The organism is Neptuniibacter pectenicola (assembly GCF_001597735.1).
GTDB lineage: Bacteria > Pseudomonadota > Gammaproteobacteria > Pseudomonadales > Balneatricaceae > Neptuniibacter > Neptuniibacter pectenicola.
Genome location: NZ_LUTS01000007.1, coordinates 113,963 through 132,731 on the forward strand (window position 1 = coordinate 113,963; position 18,769 = coordinate 132,731).

Here is an 18,769-nt window from a genome sequence, read left to right on the forward strand (position 1 = left end):
AATTAGCAAAGGCGGTGCCAAGTATATTAACTGTATGTTTTTTAACAGAGTAAAGTTTAACCGGCCCAGAGGGAGGGGATATTAAGGCAAGGCGTTGCCGTAAAAGCGGCAAGGGATTTATGGGCGGTGCGTTAAGGGCCTAAATAGCGTGGTTAGCACAATCGCCAGCACCGTTGCACAAGCACACAATAGGTAGCTTGATGTGAACGATCCTGTTTGTTCTGCTACATAGCCGGCTAAGGTGGGGCCGGTTATCTGGCCCATGGCAAAGAAAAAGGTGACATAACCAAAGGCTTTTCCCGCCTCTTCGATCGGTAACACATCACTGATCGTTGCGGCAATAATGGCAGGAATGCTGAAAGCCGATATGCCAAACAGTGCCATTGATATAAAGAGGGCTAGCGTGCCAAGCTCCGATGCCGCGAGGGCGTACGCGAGGGTATGCAGAATAAAGACCAATGTTAGGCCAAACTTGCGACCTAAGTGATCGGATAAGCTGCCAAAAACTGCACCAGAAAAGATACTGAGAACACCCATCGTCATCCACAAGGAACCCGCATCCGCTTCACTGAACTGATATTGCTCGACTAAGGTTGTGATGATGAAGGTGGCATAGACCACATAGGTAAATCCAAATAAAAAGTAGATCGACCCTATATGGACGATCAACTGGCGGAGGCTTTTGGGCGCTTCATGGCGTCGAGAGGTTGAGGATTCAGTAGTGGTTGTGTTTTTCGAGGTTGAGTCATTATGGCCATAAGGTTCTAAGTTAAGTTTGGCCGGTGTATTGCGAAAGAGTAAAACGGTGATACATGCCGCGATGATGACGACTAAGCCAAAGGTGCCCCAGCCAATCTTCCAACCATCATCCAGCCATGTGCTGTTAAGCCAAGGGATCAAAGCACCACTGGCAACAATACCTAAGCCGTTACCCATGATCATAAACCCCGCTGCACGGCCTCGGTGCTGCACGGTAAACCAATGTGCGACTAAGCTCATTACCGTGATATTGGCGGCGCCACTACCGATGCCTGTAATACAATATAGAATAGCGATGAGGACAAAGTGGCTGCTAAGACTGATAAAAAACATGCTCGCGCCGACTAATAATAAGCCTAAGAAAATCGCGTAGCGTGCGCCCAGTTTACGAATAAGATGATGGCAAAGTAGTACGGCAAAAAGGTAACCCATAAAGTTGCCGGTACTGATGATCCCCATTTGTGTATAGCTAAGCTGAAGGCTGTTACCCATAGAGGGCAGCAGCATACCCAGCGCAAAGCGTCCAAGTCCTAAGCAGGAAAACAGTGTAATGGCACCAGAGAGGACAATGATCCATGCGTAATGGAGCTTTTTGTGCAGCATGAGGGAAAACCCATCAGTAAGAGAGGTGTTGATAATAACGAGTGTATTAAATAAAGGTAAGAGGCTGGGCGTGTATTCTAATGTATAGCAATAAAAAAGGACGCCGAAGCGTCCTTTCTGTTGAGCGGTAAAGTGCTTAACAATTAACCAAACTGGTTAGAGGTGTTTTTCGCACCGCCAGCTTTAAGCGCGTTTTCACCCGCAAAGTATTCTTTGTGGTCATCACCCATGTCTGAACCAGACATGTTCTGATGTTTAACACATGCGATACCTTGACGGATCTCTTCACGCTGAACGTTCTTAACGTAACCCAACATGCCCTGCTCACCGAAGTACTCTTTCGCTAGGTTGTCTACAGACAACGCAGTTGTGTGGTAAGTCGGAAGTGTGATCAAGTGATGGAATACGTTCGCTTCACGTGATGTATCCGCTTGGAAGGTACGTGTACGTTCGTCAGCTACGGCAGACAACTCAGTTTCGTCATACTCAGCGCTCATTAGATTTGCGCGGTCGTATGCAGAGACATCTTTACCTTCAGCAGCCCAAGTATCGTAAGTCTGCTGGCGGAAGTTTAGTGTCCAGTTGAACGATGGGGAGTTGTTGTAAACCAATTTAGCATCTGGGTGAACTTTACGAACGTCATCCATCATGCCTTTGATTTCGTGTACGGTGGGTACAGCTGTTTCGATCCATAGAAGATCGGCACCGGCATTGATCGCTTCAATACAGTCAAATACGCAACGCTCATGACCTGTACCTTGACGGAACTGGTATAGACCGGATGGTAGACGCTTAGGACGAACAAGCTTGCCGTCACGGTTGAAGCATACATCGCCTTCAGCCATATCCGCTACATCGATCTCTTCAACATCAAGGAATGAGTTGTAAACATCGCCCTGATCGCCAGGTTCATTAACCACTGCGATCTCTTTTGTTAGGCCTGCACCTTCAGAGTCAGTACGTGCAACGATGATACCGTTGTCGATACCTAGCTCAAGGAAAGCGTAACGTAGCGCACGTAGTTTCGCGTGGAAGTCAGCGTGAGGAACGGTTACTTTACCATCCTGGTGACCACACTGTTTTTCATCAGCTACTTGGTTTTCGATCTGCAGTGCACACGCACCGGCTTCGATCATCTGCTTAGCCATGAGGTAAGTTGCTTCAGCGTTACCGAAACCTGCATCGATATCTGCAACGATTGGCACGACGTGAGTTACGTGGTTATCAATCTGATCTTGGATTTTAGCTTCAGTCGCAGAATCGCCTGCTTCACGTGCAGCGTCTAGTTCACGGAATAGACCGCCTAGTTCACGTGCATCTGCTTGGCGTAGGAAGGTGTAAAGCTCTTCTACTAAGTTAGCAACCGTTGTTTTCTCGTGCATAGATTGGTCAGGAAGAGGACCGAAATCAGAACGTAGCGCAGCAACCATCCAACCAGAAAGGTACAAGTAACGACGATCAGTTTTGCCACCGAAATGTTTCTTGATAGAGATCATTTTCTGCTGGCCAACAAAACCATGCCAGCAACCTAAAGACTGCGTGTACAATGATTTGTCTTTATCGAATGCTGCCATGTCAGCACGCATAATGTCAGCAGTGTACTGAGCGATATCTAGGCCAGTTTTGAATTTATTCTGAGCGCGCATGCGAGCTGCAGATTCTGGGTTAATAGCGTCCCAAGGACTACCAGCAGCTGCTTTTGCAGCAGCGATAGTTTCGATGTCTTGATTCAATGCGGACATGGTCAATCCTCTACAGAGTAATCTGTTCAGTAAATTAAATTTTGGCGAGTCACAAACCCAAGCCGGTAGTTCCCTTAACTCAACTTTTTTATTTGATTATCGTGCAGGTGATAATCAGACCAAACAGGCTGTTGAATACTCTGTATGGCTTGGTGGACTGAATAATGGGGGTATTTTGTGCCGCCGTCAAAGCTACTTTTTGTGCAGGTGCAAAAATGTAGTATTGCTACATGACCTCTCGGCATAAAGAGGTAAAATAACTACATAATATATAAAGGCCAATTCAGTAAAAAACCTTATATATCGGGGCTTCTGAGGTTCATTCCTAAGTACTAGCGACTTTGGTATAAGGCCGTATGTTCTTTATTTACAGGTTTTATAGTTATAACTAAGTTGTTTTATATTCCAATTGAGTCTAACTGTTTTTGACTACAAAACGGTGCTTACTGCCCGATTTTAAAGGCGTTGGAGCTATTTTTAGTAAAAACGTCAAATAAGCCAGCGTAGAAAAAGATCGTTGTATCCAATTAGTCAGTAGGGTGGCCCAGGTTTGGGTGTGAATTTGTCGATGGAAATGATTTTTTATCATATTTTAATGGCTGCAGTGTTGTGAAATAGCGCGTTTACTCAGTCCATAATGAGCCGTTCATCGTGGCATTTATTCGTGAATATTACGCAGTTGCGGTACATGATTTTATCGATATCTCGCTTGTGTGTTTAGCGAAGCAGGGCGGGGCTATTTTCTAGGCGCGATATCCGGTTGGGCTCGGTATGATTTTTTGCGTTTTAGTTTGTGTTTTGTACTTAAAAAGATACTCTCTTGTTACTAGGTTTTTTGTTACCAAATGAGTGAGATTATAGTGAATTTAAAACGGAAATTTACACTGCATTTAGATGCATTGATCGTGATAGGGTTTTTATTTATTTGCTCTATCGGCTTTAATTTTGTTCAACTTCAGCAGGTGAAAAGTTTAAGTCAGGATGTAATTCGCTTAGAAAGTAAGGTATTAGTTCATGAACTAAACTTGAGTTCGCAGCAACAGTATATTGATAAGCTGAAGCGTAAGTATGAAGCTGAGTCTACTCAGTAGTTCGGCCGGTCACATGGGGGAACGGTGTAGACGTTGTAAGCGGGATGAGTGTTTTTGAACCAGACGTTTTATCACCCAAATAGCAAAAAAGGATGCGATGCATCCTTTTTTGGTTAGTCTGCTCTGATGACCCATAAATCACAGGGCTGGCAGATTATTGTCTGTTAGTCGCTGAGTGTTGTGACGTGAGCGGCATCGATATCAGCATTAAAATAGGCCATACCCAGTTTAGTGAGATATTCCATACGGTCAGCCTTCATTAAATCAATTTCGGGTGCATCAAACCCATTTTCTTGATAAATGCCTGCTAGATAGGCCATAAAATTTTCACCTTCTTTAACTAGCAATAAGCTTGCGGCACCGACATCGGGTTTTACTTGTGCATTAAGCTCTTCCGAAAGATTAACGGCAAGGACGACGGGCTGTTCATCTCCTTCGATTCGTACACTGCGGTCCCTAACTGTTTGCTGGGCCCAGTAAAAAGCTAACTCTTTGCTTTGTGTTAAAAAAACCGGTTCAACTGATTCTGTATAGGCATTGCCGATTGTTGCCATGGTTTTTTTTGCCGCATCTTTCAGCGCTTGATCACCTGAGCGTTTTAACCCTTGTTCTTTAATTGAGTCGACCAGCGCCGATGATGTCCCATGATACCAAGTATTACCTGTAGTAAATCCTTGCTTGGTTAACAAATCTTTAGCATCTTTAAGAAAAGCAGGTGTATCAGTCATATTCGAAATCACTTAATCAGTTTGCAGTAGAAAGCGGGTTAGAATTCTAACGTAAAAAGCCATTCGAGTCTTTCGGCGGATGGTTAGAAACAATCCTATTCATAAAAAAGGCGGCCCTTTATACAAGGTGCCGCCTTATTCTCCAAGAGGAGCTTGCCCTAACGATACTGAAACGTTAGTTAGGGCAGGTTAACGCTAATTAAGCTTAGTTAAACTGGTTAGAGGTGTTTTTCGCACCGCCAGCTTTAAGCGCGTTTTCACCCGCAAAGTATTCTTTGTGGTCATCGCCGATGTCTGAACCAGACATGTTTTGATGTTTAACACATGCGATACCTTGACGGATCTCTTCACGCTGAACGTTCTTAACGTAACCCAACATGCCCTGCTCACCGAAGTACTCTTTCGCTAGGTTGTCTACAGACAACGCAGTTGTGTGGTAAGTCGGAAGTGTGATCAAGTGATGGAATACGTTCGCTTCACGTGATGTATCAGCTTGGAATGTACGTGTACGTTCGTCAGCTACGGCAGACAATTCAGAATCGTCATACTCAGCGCTCATTAGATTTGCGCGGTCGTATGCAGACACATCTTTACCTTCAGCAACCCAAGTATCGTAAGTCTGCTGACGGAAGTTTAGTGTCCAGTTGAATGATGGAGAGTTGTTGTAAACCAATTTAGCATCTGGGTGAACTTTACGAATGTCATCCATCATGCCTTTGATTTCGTGTACGGTTGGGATTGCTGTTTCGATCCATAGAAGATCGGCACCGGCATTGATCGCTTCAATACAGTCAAATACGCAACGCTCATGACCTGTACCTTGACGGAACTGGTATAGACCGGATGGTAGACGCTTAGGACGAACAAGCTTGCCGTCACGGTTGAAGCATACATCGCCTTCAGCCATATCCGCTACATCGATCTCTTCAACATCAAGGAATGAGTTGTAAACATCGCCCTGATCGCCAGGTTCATTAACCACTGCGATCTCTTTTGTTAGGCCTGCACCTTCAGAGTCAGTACGTGCAACGATGATACCGTTGTCGATACCTAGCTCAAGGAAAGCGTAACGTAGCGCACGTAGTTTCGCGTGGAAGTCAGCGTGAGGAACGGTTACTTTACCATCCTGGTGACCACACTGTTTTTCATCAGCTACTTGGTTTTCGATCTGCAGTGCACACGCACCGGCTTCGATCATCTGCTTAGCCATGAGGTAAGTTGCTTCAGCGTTACCGAAACCTGCATCGATATCTGCAACGATTGGCACGACGTGAGTTACGTGGTTATCAATCTGATCTTGGATTTTAGCTTCAGTCGCAGAATCGCCTGCTTCACGTGCAGCGTCTAGTTCACGGAATAGACCGCCTAGTTCACGTGCATCTGCTTGGCGTAGGAAGGTGTAAAGCTCTTCTACTAAGCTAGCAACCGTTGTTTTCTCGTGCATAGATTGGTCAGGAAGAGGACCGAATTCAGAACGTAGTGCAGCAACCATCCAACCAGAAAGGTACAAGTAACGACGGTCAGTTTTGCCACCGAAATGTTTCTTGATAGAGATCATCTTCTGCTGGCCAACAAAACCATGCCAGCAACCTAAAGACTGCGTGTACAATGATTTGTCTTTATCAAATGCTGCCATGTCAGCGCGCATAATGTCAGCAGTATACTGAGCGATGTCTAGGCCAGTTTTGAATTTATTCTGAGCGCGCATGCGAGCTGCAGATTCTGGGTTGATAGCGTCCCAAGGGCTACCAGCAGCTGCTTTTGCAGCAGAGATGGTTTCAATGTCTTTGTTTAGTGTAGACATGCTCATTCCTTCCATATTGTTCGAACAACGTTTTATGTTGTCCTTTGTAATAGTTTCGATGTGGATTCTAGTGTGTGGGGACGCATAATTGAAATAAATGGCTCTTATTTGCAGTATTTATTATGTGAATGTAGCTGTGGTATTATGAGCTATCTTCAGTGTTTATGCGGCGTTGCTATGAATTTGGATAAGATCGACTTAAATTTATTAGTCTATTTAGATATTTTATTACGTGAACGTAATGTCACTCGCTCTGCCAGTTTGTTAGGTATAACGCAGCCTGCGATGAGTAATGGGTTACGTCGCTTGCGCGAAACGTTCGGTGACCCTTTGCTGGTAAGAACCAGTGACGGGATGGCACCGACTGAGCGGGCACAAAGTATTCAACCTCTATTGCGGCAGGTATTAGCATCGGTTGAGCAGGTGATAGAACCCGCAGCAAACTTTGATGCGGCATCCAGTGATCGTGTATTCCGTATTATGACCAGCGATTATGGTGAGTCGACCTTAATGCCGCGACTCTTAAACCGTCTAAGGGAGGAAGCGCCTAACGTTGTGCTGGATATTCTCACGCCGAGTGATATGAGTTTTCAGGAGGTGGAGCAGGGGCTTGTTGATTTGGTGATTAACCGTTTTGATACGATGCCACAGTCCTTTCACCAAAAAACCTTATGGCGAGACAGCTTTTCCTGTCTCTTTTCTGTTGATAACCCTATAGCTGATGATTTTCGTTTAGAAACTTATCTGCTTGCACGCCATGTTTGGGTTAGTAAGACAGGCATGGGGGCTGGCATGGGGATTACGCCAAAAGATACTAAACGTTTGGGCTGGGTTGATGAGGCCTTAGAGAAGCTACATGCTAAGCGGCATATCTCTGTGTTTACGCGCCACTATCAGTCGGCTGCGTTACTCGCAGAAGAGAAGGGGCTGATTGCAACGATACCCACCAAAGCAGCGTCTCAATCCCAGTTGAATAACCCTCGGTTAGTGATGAAAACGCCGCCATTTGATGTCCCTGAATTTGAACTGAAAATGGCGTGGAGTCCTCTTTTACAACATAATGTGGCTCACCAATGGATACGGCGTGTCATCTCTGAAGTGGCCCAGAGTCATGGACAGTAACTTATTGATTTAGCAGGGAACAGGTATTTTAAAGCTCTAAAAATGTGAAACTATTTAGGTGAATCGTTACCCTGAAACGACGAGGTTATAAATTTTTTGATAATCACTCAATTACTGATGTGCGCACCTTAGTGAATCTGTTATAAGTATAGATAAATCGCTTGCTGCACCTCCGATGGAGTCGATAAGGATCACATCTCACTTTATCAGCAGGTATCGAATTTAATACTAAGATAACTTACAGATTGTTTTTATTATTTAGGGTGAATATTGTGAAAAAAGGATTACAAAAAACATTGTCGGTTGCTATTGCGTGTCTATCGCTGAGTGCTAACGTGGTTTTAGCTGCGCCTGATAAAGCATGGAGTTTAGTGGGGTTTGATGAGCCTGAATCAGTTTTGGTTCATCCTACAAAACCACTGCTTTTTGTTTCCAATGTAAACGGTCACCCTGCGGCGCTAAATGGTAAAGGTTATATCAGCCTATTATCTGACGAGGGTAAAGTGATTCGCCACGTTTGGGTTAACGGGATGGATGCGCCTAAAGGGCTCGCTATGGATGCGCAATATCTTTATGTTGCTGACATGCAGCAGATGCATATTGTTGACCACGAAAAAGGTGAACTGGTTAAATCAATCAAAGCTGAGGACAGTGTTATGCTGAACGATGTTGTGATTGATGATAAAGGCGTTGTTTACCTGAGTGATATTCTTGGCGGCGGTCTGTACCGTTATGAAAATGAAACGCTGACTAAGTGGATTTCAAGTGAGGCGTTACCCCATCCCAATGGTCTTCTTTTTAACCATGGGCAGTTAACGGTTGCTACCTGGGGAACGGGTCTTCACGATGATTTCTCAACGGATGTGCTCGGCGGTCTTTCTGTCATTGATCGGGAGACGAAAAAGCTAACTCCTTATAAAAACGGCGAAGCCTTTGGTAACCTTGATGGTATCGCTGAGATAAACGGGGCGCTGTTTATTAGTGACTGGATGAATGGCAATATCTTTAAATACAAAGACCAGACGCTGGAATTGCTTTTTAATGAACCTAAAAAGTTTACCGGTGACCTTTCCTCGAAAGGGAATCTCTTATTTGTACCGTTAATGTTCTCACAGCGTATTGATGCTTATCAGATTGAACCTTAACTAATCGTTATTTGATTTGCCTGTTAGATCAAGTATAGGCAGATGATGAATAAGCGCTAGAGGCCTGCTTGCAGGCCTCTTTTTGTTAGGCAGCAAACGTCGTTACTAATAATCAAAAGGGGATATATCGCCTGAATAGTTCAGGCTTTCTCCGCACGTCTGACAGTAACCTGCGTTGGCTTTTTCTTGTGAGTAGCAGGCGGGGCAGTGCACTGTAATTGCATCACGTTTCCCACGATCAGAGATGACCTTCGCCATCTCATTTTTAAGGTCCGGTTTAGGATCTAACCCACTATCTTCAAGTAGATTCCAGAGTGATTCTGTAATGATCGATAACGTCTCTAGCTTTAATTCAAGTGCGTTGATACGGGCTGAATTGATCTCAGATTCTAGTGAGGGATTTGATTCGACCATTTTGTCTTGCAGGGTGTGTTTGGGTGATGTCACGGCTAATAGGTTCACTTTTATAAGAGGTTACTGGCTAGGTATGCAGTAGTGGCGTTTATACCATGGCTTATTATAGCCAGGTAAGGCCAATAGTCAGTATGGATAGCACGATCGCAATGGCGGATGTGTATAAGCGCCAGCCGGTACACTTGCCCATGACCGCTAAGTTGGCCAGATAGGCGCAGCTAATTAGCAGTAGAGGCAGTGCCATTTGAGCGCTAATGTAAAGGTAAGGAGGTAGGTCACCAAGGCGTTCACTTGTGTAATAGATTGAACAGGCAAGCAACGGGATTAAACAAATAACGCAGGCTTTAATCAGTGTGCGGGCTGAATTCATGGGCACCTCAAGCTTATAGCTATGTGAGTGAAGAGCGTTTACGGATCGGTTAAGTGCGGTTTTACATTATTCCTTATCGAAACTGTCGACGATAATGGCACCCATCGACGCGGGCATCGTGATAACGATGATGCGTTTAAAGGATGTGAGAGGGTCGGCAAATAAGGGCAGTTTATTCAGACAAAACAGTACTAGGGCAACAACCATCGCTGCCATGATATAGGCGATGGCAATCCTCGATATAAAAACAAACTTCCTTGCAGCTACATCTCGTTGAAATACGCTTTCATAGGTGTAAAGCCCAAGAAAAATAACCGATAAGACAAACAGCATTAATAGATTATAGCCGGGTAAGGTCTCGCCGAGCCGCCAAGCCTCTTCAGAAAATGAAATGGGGACGGCCAGCGCAAAAGCCCCTACAAATATCTGGCTTGCGTCTTCGACGTTAAAGCTTAACTTCATAATCGTCCCTATTAGCGTGTACAAGGCTGCTGAGGGGGAGATCCCTTCAGTAGTTAGTCTTTGTCTTGGCGTTAGCGGTGAAGCTCACCAGCTCTTTCAGGCTGATAGAGCACCTCTTTTAATTTAACCTTAAGTGCGCCACCTCCGGGTTTTGGCCATTCGATCTCATCGCCAACTGAAAGGCCGAGTAGGGCGCTGCCAATGGGGGCCAAAATTGAGATTTTCTGCCCACTGGAATCCAGATCTTTTGGATAAACAAGGGTTAACTCAAACTCATGGTTAGTTGATTCGATAATAAATTTTACCGTTGAGTTCATGGTAACCGTTGTCGGTGGCACCTCATTGGGCGCGACGACATTTGCGCGGGCAAGCTCCGCTTCAAGTTCTGCTTGCCCCGCAATACTATTTTTGGGCAAGGATTCAATTAAATTATAGAGTCGATCTGCATCTAATGAAGTAATCGTTATTTCTGGCCTTGTGTTCATGTTTTACTCTCAAACTATTATGTAAATAACGTGTATTGAATAGGGTGACTTTTTTGGCTCAGCTGCACTCACGGCTGTTTTTGATGGTTACGATGTTGATCATAAGCACATTTCAATAGCGGTATTCTGGGAGTGATAAGAGCGGATAGCTAACTACGTTTTGGTCATCGGTCTGTTATTACGTGTGTATGAGTAATAGCAAAATGATTATCGTATTCACGTGTTTCTTAAATGTGAATAGTTAGTTTGTCTTTAATATTAGAATGTATTTGTAATCTTTTGTTTATAAAAGGTTTTCCTTAACCTGTCTTGGTTATGAATTAAGATCAGCTATGTTAATAGGGGGTGCCCCTTTTGCATGGTTCTACAGTGTAAATTAGCCGATGTTGTGCGTAAAAGCTAGTTTAAGATGAGAGAGATTTTGCGCGGTATAGTGGGCGAGCTGATAAGGCATAACGGAAAGGGCAAGCACGGTGATTGTCGGCTAGCCCTTCGTTAAGTAAAGAGGGTTATTCCTCTTCTAAGAAATAGACCGAGCCCTGTAAGAGTAATGCTTTGAGTAGTTCAATATTCTCTTCGTTGGGGCTAATTACTTCGTGATAGAGATTCGCGCAGAGGCTTTCGGCCAGTGGAATCTGTTCTGCGCTACAGACACACCCTTTACCATCAACAAAAAGGATAAAGTGATCGTCGACCCGGTTAAAGGCGAAACGAGAGCCTTCACTGCGGCAGATTGGTATGCCCGCATCAAGTAGCTGTTTAATCTCCGCTTCATCCATATCGCAGCTTTGATCGGCTCCCTGTTCTTGGTTTTTGGGTTCGGTCATAAATTGACCAAACCAGTGGGAGAGGAGTTCGGGGCTATCGATATAGTCGTGCATAATCGCTTTAACGCGATCAAGGGCGGCAGGGGTTATTTCCCCCGGGTTGTCCTGTTGCTTGAGGTCTGGGTCGCTATAGCGATCCTCAGCGGTGGTTATATTGTCTAGGTAGTCGGTGAAGTCTGCCATCATCTCTTGATGGGAGGGCGCTCTGAATCCAATGGAGTAGGTCATGCAGTCATCCCCAATGGCGTAGCCGTTATGACCTAGTCTTGGTGGGACATAAAGCATATCACCGGGCTGTAGATCCCAGGTTTGTTCCGGCGTCCATTCTGGCAGAATCATTACGGGGACATCGTCACGGCGGGGTGAGTCTTCGCCGTAGGTGCCACCCACTTCCCAGCGTCGAGTGCCTGATGCTTGGATTAAAAACACATCGTAGTTATCGTAGTGTGGACCTACGCCACCGCCATCGGTGGCATAACTTACCATTAGGTCATCAAGGCGCCAGTTAGGTACAAAGCGGAAATACTCTAATAGCTCATTTGCTTCGGGTACCCAATGATCCACTGATTGTACTAAGAGTGTCCAATGGCTATCGGGTAAATCGGAAAAGGTCTCTTCACTTAAGGGGCCATGTTGTAGCTTCCAGTCTTTACCGTCGGGAGACTGGATGATTAAACGTGACTCCACCTCTTCTTCTAAGGCCATGCCAGCGAGTTCATCAGGGCTGACGGGGGCTTCAAAATCAGGGAACGCGTTGCGTATTAATAGGGGCTTTTTCTGCCAGTACTCGCGCAGAAATGTGTCTATACTGATGTCGCCAAATGGAGAGTTCACTATTTAATAAACTCCATTAACTCTTCAACCGCTTTCTCCATCTCGTCGTAAACTTTACGTTTGTCGCGATTGGCTAAGGCTGCAATCTTGTTGTTGCCCACTTTTTTTAAGCATTTTGCGATGGTGTCAGCACTTTGGCGAATGCCTACGGCGTTGTAACCCATCATTTTTGATTCATCTTGCATCTGTTTGATGCCCGCACGCAGTTCATCGGCTTGTTTTAATAAAGCGTCTAGTCTGTCTTCCATCGTATTGGGTCTCACTTTATCGATCAGCGGTTTAGCTGATCGATTGGTTATTTTTTGAGTTTTTCAACGGTTTCTTCGACTGAGGTGAGTATGCCGCGGAGCATATTCAGTTCAGTGCGCTCAGGGCGTGAACGGTTGAAGAAACGGCGTAATTTGTCTAATACTTTACCCTCATGTTGAGGAATTATAAATTCTGTTGTGCGCAGCACTTTTTCTAAATGGTTATAAAATAGCCCCATCTCTTTTTGGCGGGGGTATTCTTCCTCAATCTCAGTGTAAGTTTTTTCTTCCGCGGCGACATAGACTTCGTAACAGAGCAGTTGAATCGCCTGAGATACATTGAGTACGGGGTAGTCTGGATTAGCGGGGATGTAGATATGGAGGTTGCATTGCTGCAACTCATCATTATGTAGCCCCATGGTTTCACGCCCAAAAACGAGTGCTACTTTGCCTTGTTTTGATTCGGCGACAATACGTTCGGCCCCTTTTCGCGCGTTGAGTAGTGGAAGATCGAATGTTCGTTTTGTGCGGGCACTGGTTCCTATGACCAGCTGACAGTCGGCAATCGCTTCTTCTAAGGAGTTAACAAGGGTCGCGTTTTCTAGCAGGTCTTTGGCGCCCGCAGCACGGGCATCCGCTTCATCGCTAGGAAACTCTCTTGGCTCAACAAGGTATAGATTAGTTAAACCCATATTTTTCATGGCGCGGGCTGCCGCGCCAATGTTGCCGGGGTGGAAGGTGTTGATCAGTACAACTCTAATGTTTGATAGCATTTCAGGAGATCTCACAAAGCATCAACAAAGCGGTTAAGGTCATAGATAAATTTTTGTCTATGCCACAAGTGGGGAGAGTGGTCCGCGCTAGGGTAGACAAGCAATTCGGAATTTTCAATATGTTGGTGAACCCAGTGTTGAAGTTCAGCACAATAAAATTGGCTTTCTTCACCATAAATTAACAGGGTCGGCTTGTTTATTGTAGGCAGAACATCACGGTAGTCCTGTTGGGTTATGTTTTCCCAGCAAGCGATTAAGAGCGGCGCATTCTGCTTTTGTAGGTAGTCACGCATCTTTTGAAACCCGTGGGAGTTTTGTTGGAAGTTTTTTAACGATTGGTGATGCATGCCATAGGCGATCAGCTCTAAGACGCTTTGGCTAAAGTCCTGTTTAAGTAACTGGATAAAGGTCTCGTTGTTTTGGTTACTAAATTCACCATAGACGCCGTGGTTCCATTCTTCATCGGTCAGTAGCTTAGGTGAATGATCAACCATGCAGAGGCCGGCAATGCGATCCTGACCAAATTGGCGAATATACTCCCATGTGGTTAATGCGCCGAGTGAATGACCAATGATCACGGCTTCCTCCACGTCTAAGTGGTCTAGGAGCGTGTTAAGGTCATCGGCCATCTGGGATAAGGTCATGTTAGTGTCTTCGGGGTAGGGGTGCCCTCCGTGCCCTCGTGCGTCCCAGCACACTACATGGTGCTCTTGGGCGAGTTCTGAGGCGAAAGGTAGCCATTCACGCACGCAGGCGGTCCAGCCGTGAAGAAAGATTAAGGTTTTTTTGCCTTCACCAAGGGAGATGAAGTGAATCTTAGTTAAGTCGGGGCGGGTAAGATATTCCATAAGGCTTAATCCATAATAATAAAAACGGGGCCATAGCCCCGTTTTTAAAATCTAAATTGAGCGTTAAGGCTCCCCTTTAGATTTTCTTCGCCTGATCTACCGCATTACCTATGTAAGTGTGCGGTGTCAGTGCCTTAAGCGCTTGTTTGGCGTCTTCTGGCATATCAAGCGTGTCAACGAAGGCTAGAATGGTTTCTTTATTCATATCCTGACCACGTGTAAGCGCTTTTAACTTCTCGTATGGTTCTTCGATAGCGTAACGGCGCATAACGGTCTGGATGGGTTCAGCAAGCACTTCCCAAGCATTTTCTAAGTCTTCATTTAGCTTAGCAGGGTTTAGCTCAAGTTTACTGATCCCTTTTAAACTAGATTGATAGGCAATTAGGCTATAGCCAAAGCCAACGCCCATATTACGTAGGACTGTTGAGTCTGTTAGGTCGCGCTGCCAGCGGGAAACCGGTAGTTTCTGTGCCAAGTGGCCCATGATCGCATTCGCTATGCCTAAGTTACCTTCGGAGTTTTCGAAGTCGATAGGGTTAACTTTATGCGGCATAGTGGATGATCCAACTTCACCGGCGATTGTTCTTTGCTTGAAGTAACCCTGAGAGATGTAACCCCAGATGTCACGATCGAAATCGATTAAAATGGTGTTGAACCGAGCGACGGCATCAAACAGCTCAGCAATATAGTCGTGCGGCTCGATCTGCGTTGTATATGGGTTAAACGATAGACCTAGGCTTTCAATGAACGCTTGCGCATTCTGTACCCAGTCGATATCAGCATAAGCGGATAGGTGGGCATTGTAGTTACCTACGGCACCGTTGATCTTGCCTAAGATCTCAACCGCTTTTAACTGTTTGATCTGGCGTTGCATACGGTAAGCAACGTTTGCAAACTCTTTACCTACGGTCGTGGGTGATGCTGTTTGACCGTGGGTGCGGGATAGCATTGGCTGTTCCGCGAATTCACGACCCAGTGCTGCAATTTCATCGGTTACTTGCTGCATCTGTGGTAGTACAACGTCTAATCCATGTTTAAGCATTAAACCATGGGAGAGGTTGTTGATGTCTTCAGATGTGCAGGCAAAGTGAACAAACTCATTAACGGCCATTAACTCGGCATTGTCTTTGATTTTGTCTTTGATGAAGTACTCGACAGCTTTAACATCGTGGTTTGTTGTACGCTCGATGTTTTTGACCGCCGCGGCATCGTCAGGACCGAAATTAGTCACGATAGCGTTTAAAACAGAATTAGCTTCAGCACTTAATGCTGGAACTTCACTAATCTGGGCATGAGCCGCTAGTTTCTGTAACCAACGTACCTCTACTTCTACGCGAAAGCGTATTAGGCCATATTCACTAAATACATCACGTAGGTCAGCTGTTTTGCTGCCATAGCGCCCATCAATCGGCGAAACGGCCGTCAGTGCGGAAAGCTCCATGAAACGATCTCTATCTTGATTAAAAAGAAGGCGCGCATTATACCCGAGTAGCGGTCACTTTCGTAGGGCTAGTGCCGACAAATCACAGACAATCGCCTGATGCGGGGGTGGAGATCCTTATAATGAGCGCCTTAGCCCATTATTTTTTTTAATGAGGGGCGAAGGCGTGATTTGAAAAAGAGTAGGTGCCAACGTTTACCACCTTTTTGTCGCCAGAGCATGGCACTGCGGATACCTGCGAGGAGTAAGGCGCGAATTTTTGCCGCATTCTCACTGTTTTGCAGATGCCTTGGGTCTCCTGTTACCTGAATACGGAAGCTAAATGAGCTGATCGTATCTTGATAAAGACTTGCGAGGTTAGCAATAACATTAGGGTGGCAGTAGGTGGCTGGCGTTAAGGTAACATCCTGCTCTTCAGCGAGGTTCGCATCGCTGTAATGTTTGTCAGCGTTGAAGTATTTAGCTTGTTCGGTCACTTGGCTTAAGCGGTGAGCGATGGTTTTTAGCATCTCTGGGTTTGCACTGAGTTTGCGCTCTAAGTGCACCATGCTGAGGACGTAGCGAATCACATCTTTATTGTGTTCTGCCCGTGGCTTATCTACGATATCTTTTAGGTTTTGTAAGCCTAAATGTAGATTGTAGGGGAGGTCGGCTGCGCCCCCATAAACATCTTCAGAGCATGCGGGGTCAAGCTGCATAATGCTGTAGATGGATGTTTCAAGGCTGTCCTGTGCAACCATTCCACGGGTCGCTATCTGCTCGACTAATGCTGCCGCTTGGAAAAGGCCAGCAAGGCCTAGGGTTTGTTCATCATGTTGACGTGACACCGTAAACCTCTCAACTATCTAATGATTCATGCTTGCCAGTATTTTCGATTACGCCGCCGCCAAGGCATATATCCGCGCTATAGATAACAACGGACTGACCTGGTGTCACTGCACGCTGGGGCTCATCAAATCGGATGAGGTAACCTGAATCGCCATTGCGTTCTATGATGCAGTTTTGATCAGACTGACGGTAGCGCACTTTTGCCTTACAACGGTAAGGTAGTGGTGGCTCTTCACTATTGATCCAAAAGATCTCATCGGCGGTTAGCCAATCCGTAAATAATAGATCATGTTGTTTACCCTGTACGGCGATCAGTACATTCCGCTCTAGATCTTTACCCGCTACAAACCACGGCTCTTCTGGGTAATCCTTTAGACCACCAATATGAAGGCCTTGGCGTTGGCCTATGGTGTAGTACATCAAGCCGGCGTGTTCACCAATTTGATCACCGGCAGGGGTTTCTATCTGACCGGGCTGCGCGGGTAAGTATTGCTTTAGAAAATCACTAAAGCGGCGCTCACCGATAAAACAGATGCCTGTACTGTCTTTTTTATTATGCGTGACCAGATCGTTAGCTTCTGCGAGCTTTCTTACGTCTGGTTTTTCCAGCTCCCCAACGGGGAAAAGGGTTTTCTCTATCTCTGGTTGGCCTACCTGATGTAGGAAATAACTTTGATCTTTATTGTTGTCGAGGCCTTTAAGTAAACGGGTTTTTCCCTCACGTAGACCGCGGCGCACGTAATGACCGGTAGCGATCATGTCTGCGCCTAATTCTATCGCATACTCAAGAAAGGCTTTAAATTTGATTTCACGGTTACAGAGAATGTCGGGGTTAGGTGTTCGGCCCGCTTTGTACTCTTCAAGGAAATGCTCAAAGACATTATCCCAGTATTCTGCTGCAAAATTGGCGGTGTGAAGGGGGATGCCTAGCTTATCGCATACAGCTTGGGCGTCCGCTAAGTCATCTTTAGCTGTACAGTATTCTGTGCCGTCATCCTCATCCCAGTTTTTCATAAAAAGGCCTTCAACCTGATAACCTTGCTGCAACAGGAGTAGGGCTGAAACGGATGAGTCAACACCGCCGGACATGCCGACGATCACTTTAATCTGGCTATGATCAGTCATGAGTGATTTCGATTAGTTACTGTATTCGTGAATGAGTTCTAAGGGGTATTGTTTGCCGGCAATGTAGTCGTCAATGCACTGTAGCACCATTGGACAGCGAAGTTTATGCTTATTGAGCGCAACTTCATCACGGGTCATCCAAACGGTTTGAATAATACCGTCATCTAATGGCCTACCTGCATCGTGTTTAATCGCTTCTGCATAAAAGCAGGCGCGATGGTACGTGATGTTATTATTGCCCGATCGATAGACATAGAAACCGATAAGATAGCTGGGTTTTACATGCCAAGCAGATTCTTCCAGTGTTTCTCTACATGCGGCTTGAACAAAGGTTTCCCCCTCTTCAATATGACCCGCCGGTTGATTTAATACAACTTCACCGGACGAGTGCTCTTCTATCAGTAGAAATTTGCCGTCTTTTTCAACAATGACAGCAACGGTGGCATGAGGATACCAATCCATCATATTCCTCAGAAATTTGTTCGTAATTATTTGGATTTATACGTATAAAATAAGCGCCACACAATAGCATCAAATGGGGCCGTTTGATAGATAAAAACACGGGCTAAAGGTTACGATAATCCAGTAAATTAATGCTATTATCTGGATTGTTAATCGTAGGGGTAAAGCGTTATGGCCGTGACTCAGGTGCGTGTTCAAACGGATGATTTTGATATCGGGGCATTATCGGAACAGGTCAGGGCCAATGATGCGACGAGCGGTGCTATTGTTACATTCACCGGTATAGTGCGAGAGTTAGTAGCGGCGGACCAATCATTGGAGGCGCTGTTTTTAGAGCATTACCCCGGTATGACTGAAAAAGCGTTAAACCATATTGCTGATCAGGCGCGAGCGCGTTGGGCTTTGGGTAATATCGTGATTAGTCATCGGGTAGGGACGTTGTCTCTTAATGAAAATATTGTGTTTGTGGGGGTCGGTAGCGCTCACCGAGCCAGTGCATTTGAAGCGGCTCAATTTATAATGGATTACTTAAAAAAGGCGGCGCCTTTTTGGAAAAAAGAGATCTCGTCTAAAGGCGAAGTGTGGGTTGAACAGAAGCAAAGTGATTTAGATGCAGCGAAACGCTGGTAACCTATGGCCCCTATGTGATGTGGCTTAA

At 45.5% G+C, this 18,769-nt stretch carries 20 protein-coding genes; 4 read left to right on the plus strand and 16 right to left on the minus strand.

What is annotated here, in order from left to right; all coding sequences use genetic code 11:
- Positions 1–117: 117 nt before the first annotated feature.
- On the minus strand, positions 118–1,362 hold the full coding sequence (locus A3773_RS10740) for an MFS transporter (RefSeq protein WP_067985854.1): 1,245 nt from the start codon (positions 1,360–1,362) through the stop codon (positions 118–120).
- Positions 1,363–1,505: 143 nt separating this feature from the next.
- On the minus strand, positions 1,506–3,104 hold the full coding sequence (locus A3773_RS10745) for an isocitrate lyase (RefSeq protein ID WP_067985856.1): 1,599 nt from the start codon (positions 3,102–3,104) through the stop codon (positions 1,506–1,508).
- A gap of 845 nt (positions 3,105–3,949) precedes the next feature.
- On the opposite strand from A3773_RS10745, the gene A3773_RS10755 reads away from it, so the two are divergent.
- Positions 3,950–4,195: a hypothetical protein gene (locus tag A3773_RS10755; protein ID WP_067865586.1), complete on the plus strand. Its 246-nt coding sequence runs from the start codon at positions 3,950–3,952 to the stop codon at positions 4,193–4,195.
- Positions 4,196–4,359: 164 nt separating this feature from the next.
- Here the strand turns inward: A3773_RS10755 and A3773_RS10760 are convergent, their stop codons facing one another.
- Positions 4,360–4,923 (minus strand): hypothetical protein, encoded by a 564-nt coding sequence (locus A3773_RS10760; protein ID WP_067985860.1) that lies wholly within the window; start codon positions 4,921–4,923, stop codon positions 4,360–4,362.
- 205 nt (positions 4,924–5,128) lie between these two features.
- Complete coding sequence (locus A3773_RS10765; RefSeq protein WP_067985863.1) at positions 5,129–6,727, minus strand: isocitrate lyase; 1,599 nt, start codon at positions 6,725–6,727, stop codon at positions 5,129–5,131.
- A 177-nt stretch (positions 6,728–6,904) separates the two neighbouring features.
- Between A3773_RS10765 and A3773_RS10770 the strand changes: the two genes are divergently transcribed.
- The gene (locus A3773_RS10770) at positions 6,905–7,849 is read left to right on the plus strand and encodes a LysR family transcriptional regulator (protein ID WP_067985865.1); all 945 of its coding nucleotides are present in this window, start codon (positions 6,905–6,907) and stop codon (positions 7,847–7,849) included.
- 272 nt (positions 7,850–8,121) lie between these two features.
- A complete protein-coding gene (locus A3773_RS10775; RefSeq protein WP_067985866.1) occupies positions 8,122–8,994 on the plus strand; it encodes an SMP-30/gluconolactonase/LRE family protein in 873 nt (290 codons plus the stop codon).
- Between the two features lie 105 nt (positions 8,995–9,099).
- Here the strand turns inward: A3773_RS10775 and A3773_RS10780 are convergent, their stop codons facing one another.
- The 12 genes from A3773_RS10780 to A3773_RS10835 all read right to left on the minus strand — a co-directional run bounded on the left by A3773_RS10780 (position 9,100) and on the right by A3773_RS10835 (position 18,114).
- Positions 9,100–9,441, minus strand: a complete 342-nt coding sequence (locus tag A3773_RS10780) for a hypothetical protein (RefSeq protein WP_156473502.1) — start codon at positions 9,439–9,441, stop codon at positions 9,100–9,102.
- Positions 9,442–9,511: 70 nt separating this feature from the next.
- Positions 9,512–9,778, minus strand: a complete 267-nt coding sequence (locus tag A3773_RS10785) for a hypothetical protein (protein WP_067985869.1) — start codon at positions 9,776–9,778, stop codon at positions 9,512–9,514.
- A gap of 66 nt (positions 9,779–9,844) precedes the next feature.
- Positions 9,845–10,240: a DUF2391 family protein gene (locus tag A3773_RS10790; protein WP_067985871.1), complete on the minus strand. Its 396-nt coding sequence runs from the start codon at positions 10,238–10,240 to the stop codon at positions 9,845–9,847.
- A 71-nt stretch (positions 10,241–10,311) separates the two neighbouring features.
- Positions 10,312–10,725 carry a nucleoside diphosphate kinase regulator gene (gene rnk, locus A3773_RS10795; protein ID WP_067985873.1) on the minus strand — a complete coding sequence of 138 codons (414 nt, stop codon included), beginning with the start codon at positions 10,723–10,725 and terminating at the stop codon, positions 10,312–10,314.
- A gap of 509 nt (positions 10,726–11,234) precedes the next feature.
- A complete protein-coding gene (locus A3773_RS10800; RefSeq protein WP_067985875.1) occupies positions 11,235–12,386 on the minus strand; it encodes a cupin domain-containing protein in 1,152 nt (383 codons plus the stop codon).
- Complete coding sequence (locus A3773_RS10805; RefSeq protein WP_067985877.1) at positions 12,386–12,634, minus strand: hypothetical protein; 249 nt, start codon at positions 12,632–12,634, stop codon at positions 12,386–12,388. Before A3773_RS10805 ends, A3773_RS10800 begins: the two co-directional genes overlap by 1 nt.
- A 47-nt stretch (positions 12,635–12,681) precedes the next feature.
- The gene (trmJ, locus tag A3773_RS10810; RefSeq protein ID WP_067985879.1) at positions 12,682–13,407 is read right to left on the minus strand and encodes a tRNA (cytosine(32)/uridine(32)-2'-O)-methyltransferase TrmJ; all 726 of its coding nucleotides are present in this window, start codon (positions 13,405–13,407) and stop codon (positions 12,682–12,684) included.
- Positions 13,408–13,418: 11 nt separating this feature from the next.
- Positions 13,419–14,255, minus strand: coding sequence for an alpha/beta fold hydrolase (locus A3773_RS10815; protein ID WP_067985881.1), 837 nt, complete (start codon positions 14,253–14,255; stop codon positions 13,419–13,421).
- 76 nt (positions 14,256–14,331) lie between these two features.
- On the minus strand, positions 14,332–15,696 hold the full coding sequence (gene purB, locus A3773_RS10820) for an adenylosuccinate lyase (RefSeq protein ID WP_067985882.1): 1,365 nt from the start codon (positions 15,694–15,696) through the stop codon (positions 14,332–14,334).
- Positions 15,697–15,827: 131 nt separating this feature from the next.
- Positions 15,828–16,523 (minus strand): lysogenization protein HflD, encoded by a 696-nt coding sequence (locus A3773_RS10825; RefSeq protein WP_067985884.1) that lies wholly within the window; start codon positions 16,521–16,523, stop codon positions 15,828–15,830.
- A 10-nt stretch (positions 16,524–16,533) separates the two neighbouring features.
- Positions 16,534–17,649, minus strand: coding sequence for a tRNA 2-thiouridine(34) synthase MnmA (mnmA, locus tag A3773_RS10830; protein ID WP_067985886.1), 1,116 nt, complete (start codon positions 17,647–17,649; stop codon positions 16,534–16,536).
- A 12-nt stretch (positions 17,650–17,661) separates the two neighbouring features.
- The gene (locus tag A3773_RS10835; protein ID WP_331709174.1) at positions 17,662–18,114 is read right to left on the minus strand and encodes an NUDIX hydrolase; all 453 of its coding nucleotides are present in this window, start codon (positions 18,112–18,114) and stop codon (positions 17,662–17,664) included.
- 168 nt (positions 18,115–18,282) lie between these two features.
- On the opposite strand from A3773_RS10835, the gene moaE reads away from it, so the two are divergent.
- Positions 18,283–18,741: a molybdopterin synthase catalytic subunit MoaE gene (moaE, locus tag A3773_RS10840; protein ID WP_067985889.1), complete on the plus strand. Its 459-nt coding sequence runs from the start codon at positions 18,283–18,285 to the stop codon at positions 18,739–18,741.
- Positions 18,742–18,769 lie beyond the last annotated feature (28 nt).